Annotated in this window: 4 protein-coding genes and 1 pseudogene; 3 read left to right on the forward strand and 2 right to left on the reverse strand. The window is 59.9% G+C overall.

The genetic code is table 11. From position 1 onward, the window contains the following. The coding region (locus EOA86_RS28775) for an FAD-dependent monooxygenase (protein WP_164892070.1) at nt 1-742 on the reverse strand (742 nt) is incomplete at its 3' end. Between the two features lie 208 nt (nt 743-950). Here EOA86_RS28775 and EOA86_RS28780 point away from each other — a divergent pair. Next, entirely contained in the window at nt 951-1,613 is a 663-nt protein-coding gene (locus EOA86_RS28780) for a hypothetical protein (RefSeq protein WP_245485859.1), read from the forward strand. Between the two features lie 32 nt (nt 1,614-1,645). Here the strand turns inward: EOA86_RS28780 and EOA86_RS38920 are convergent, their stop codons facing one another. Then, entirely contained in the window at nt 1,646-1,933 is a 288-nt protein-coding gene (locus EOA86_RS38920) for a hypothetical protein (protein ID WP_164892071.1), read from the reverse strand. Between the two features lie 118 nt (nt 1,934-2,051). On the opposite strand from EOA86_RS38920, the gene EOA86_RS28785 reads away from it, so the two are divergent. Both EOA86_RS28785 and EOA86_RS28790 read left to right on the forward strand, forming a co-directional pair. Beyond that, nucleotides 2,052-2,771, forward strand: coding sequence for a FadR/GntR family transcriptional regulator (locus tag EOA86_RS28785; protein ID WP_128344755.1), 720 nt, complete (start codon nt 2,052-2,054; stop codon nt 2,769-2,771). Nucleotides 2,772-2,832: 61 nt separating this feature from the next. Beyond that, nucleotides 2,833-2,957, forward strand: a pseudogene (locus EOA86_RS28790) (ABC transporter substrate-binding protein); the annotation flags it as partial.

Raw genomic sequence — 2,957 nt, forward strand, 5'->3', positions numbered from 1 at the left:
GGCTCGTGAAATCCGGAAAACATCGCCTGCACTTCTGCAAGATCGGCCTGAGCCAGCTTGGGGTCGTCCCGGTGATTGGCACCACAGCAAGCAAACCAGTAGACCCTTTCGCCGGGGATCGCGGCCAGTCCGATGCGTTTTCCGGCTCCCCAGCTTTCGGTAAGACGCGCGGGGTCCATTCCTTGCGGGAAACCGGGCGCGATGGCTCGCCAGCAAGCGTAGCGAGCGAAATGCTCACGAGATTGCGGAAACAGCGCTCTACGAACCGCGGAGTGAATGCCATCGCAAGCGAGCACCAGCTCGCTTTCCACAATCTCCCCATTCGCAAAGCGCAGGGCGATGTTGTCGCCAACCTGCCGAGCATCCACGCATTCCATTTCGGTGCGGATGACAAAACGTGGTAGTTCCGAAAGACGGGCCTTTGGAGATCGCCGCGATGCAGCACGGCCATGCTGAGGTGACCATATTGCTGACTGAAGCGCTGAAAATCCGTGGATTGGAGAACTTGTCCCTTGTCGTCGAGAAGATCCAGCCTGTGTATTGGCTGCGCCTCGGCCACAACCGCTTCGTAGAGCCCGAGCGTACGAAGGGCACGAAGTGCATTGGCGCTGAGACTGAGACCCGCACCCAGAGGTTTCAGTTCGCTCGCCTGCTCGTAAATCTCGGTCTCCCATCCGAGCAACCGCAGGCCCTTGGCCACTGCAAGTCCGGCGATGCCTGCGCCAATGATGACCGCGCGCATGTTCACGCTCCCTTTCGCCTTTGCCACGCGGCAAAACACTTTGCGAGACCAAAGTGTTCCCGAGGAAACAGGCGGCTAACGCCTTCGCCAATTTCACTCGAAGGGAGGTCTGCGGTGTGGCGTACCGACGCCCTGGAGCTCTGACGATCGCGTCCGAGATTCGCGAAATCGTGTTACAGGCGTTAAATAACTTCGCATGGACAGGGACATGAGCCAGACGCAGAGTTCCGTCGGCGCTTCGGCTACGGTGGCATTCATCGATCTTGCGGGCTTTAGCGCCATCGCGGACGTTTATGGAGATGCAGCGGCAATCGATGTGCTCGAGATTTTCGAGAGCATGGTCCGCGAGGCGCTTGCTGGCTACGAGCCTCCGATCAAGTGGATCGGGGATGAAGCGATGCTCTCGTTTCCGGAGCCGGAGTTAGCGATCCAGGCGCTTGGAACGCTGTTGCAGGCATGCCGGGAAGAACCGCGCCTTCCGCTCACCCGGTCGGCGCTGAACCATGGACCGGTCATCCGCAGGGCAGGTGATCTGTTTGGATCTACCGTCAACATAGCGGCACGTATTGCTGCGCTTGCGTTCCCCGGTCAATTGCTTGCGACTCAACCCATTGCCGACGCCGCTGCCGCCAAAGGCATCTTGGTGCGGGATCTCGGAGAGGTGGCGCTGCGGTCGGTAGCTGATGAAATCCCTCTTTACGAGATCGAACTTGCCCCCTCGCCTGACCCGGCCTGGATCGATCCAGTGTGCAAGATGCATGCTCCGTATGCATCCTATCGACGGGCCGCCCCAGAAGGGCCATGGTTTTGTTCGCCGCGTTGTGAAGAGGCATATCGGAAGTCGCCGCAGACCTATCCACTGGCTCGATGACACGGCTCCCCTAGCTGCCCTGGCGCCCCCTCTCAGTCTATACTCATTGCGCAGGTGAGATATGCTACGGTGCCGGAAGTCGCCGCAGCATGATCCGCTGCCACAAGTGGCACATTGGTGCCGATGAGCGCACTTTCAGAGTTTCGCCGACTTTCATCCTGATCGCGTCCGTCGAAGGATAGGCGCGGCCGTTGATGGTGAAATAATTCGGCTGTCCGCCGGCGGAAGCCAAATCCTTCCAGCTGCTGGAAGTTCAAGAGTTGCCGTCCAGCCATGGCCGATCCGTCGTTTCCAAGAAAGTCACGGAGAATGGGTTCCATGGGCGTTCTCTGCTGCTTGACTCTCAGCCTTTTTCGCGGCAGGTTTGATCAATAGGTCAGACCAATTTACCGATCCGGGATCAGCCTGATAATTCCGTTGAAGTAGAAATGGGTAACAATGCCGATCCAGGCCGTTGAACCGCGTCGACTTTACCGACAGATCGCCGATCAGCTCAGGCAGCTGATCGACGCGGGCGAGTTCGCAGTCGGCGATCGGCTGCCGACCGAGCGCGAACTGGCCGATCAGCTTGGCATCTCCCGCCCGACTGTCCGTGAAGCGCTGATCGCCCTCGAGGTCGAGGGGCGCATACGCATTCGCGTCGGCTCCGGCATCTACGTCACCGACCGGCCGCGTGCCGAGGTTTTGACCGCAGAGATGGATGAAGGCCCGTTCGAGTTGTTGCGGGCGCGCGAGTTCCTCGAAGGGGCGATCGCCGCCGAAGCCGCCCTCCATGTTCGGCCGATTGACATCGAACATATGGACGACGTGCTGCACCGCATGGAGGACATACTTCACCCGACCAAGATGACGATCGCGCTCGACCGCGAGTTCCATACGATGGTGGCGGGCATTCTCGGAAACGCCGTCCTGGTGCGCTGCATCGGCGAGCTTTTCGACCAGCGCATGAACCCATATTTCGAACGACTGTCGAGTTATTTCGAGAACAGGGATTCCTGGCGGGCCGCGGCGGAGGAGCATCGCGCGGTGCGCGACGCGATCGCGGCGCGCGAGCCCGAACGGGCCAAGGCCGCCATGCAGGAACATCTGCGGCAGTCTCAACTGAGATTCTCACGCAATTTCGGTGAGAAATCTGCGGCCAGGGAGGTCGCGGGATAGGAGTCGGCCGACCGGGAGGATCCTGTCGGCACAGTCAAATCCAATCACAGGGAGGAATATGATGTTGAGAAAATACGTCGTTCTGCTCGGCACGATCGCGGCAATCGCTCTGCCCATGGCTTCGGCCTCTGCACAAACCGCGCTGAAATGGGCGCACGTCTACGAAACGTCCGAACCCTTCCACAC

Source organism: Mesorhizobium sp. M5C.F.Ca.IN.020.32.2.1, from assembly GCF_004023105.1.
Classification (GTDB): Bacteria; Pseudomonadota; Alphaproteobacteria; order Rhizobiales; family Rhizobiaceae; genus Mesorhizobium; species Mesorhizobium wenxiniae.

Bases quoted from the DNA above. Each gene is read 5' to 3' on its own strand.
- EOA86_RS28780 (WP_245485859.1), top strand. From the start codon at position 951: ATGAGCCAGACGCAGAGTTCCGTCGGCGCTTCGGCTACGGTGGCATTC.
- EOA86_RS38920 (WP_164892071.1), bottom strand. From the start codon at position 1,933: ATGGAACCCATTCTCCGTGACTTTCTTGGAAACGACGGATCGGCCATG.
- EOA86_RS28785 (WP_128344755.1), top strand. From the start codon at position 2,052: ATGCCGATCCAGGCCGTTGAACCGCGTCGACTTTACCGACAGATCGCC.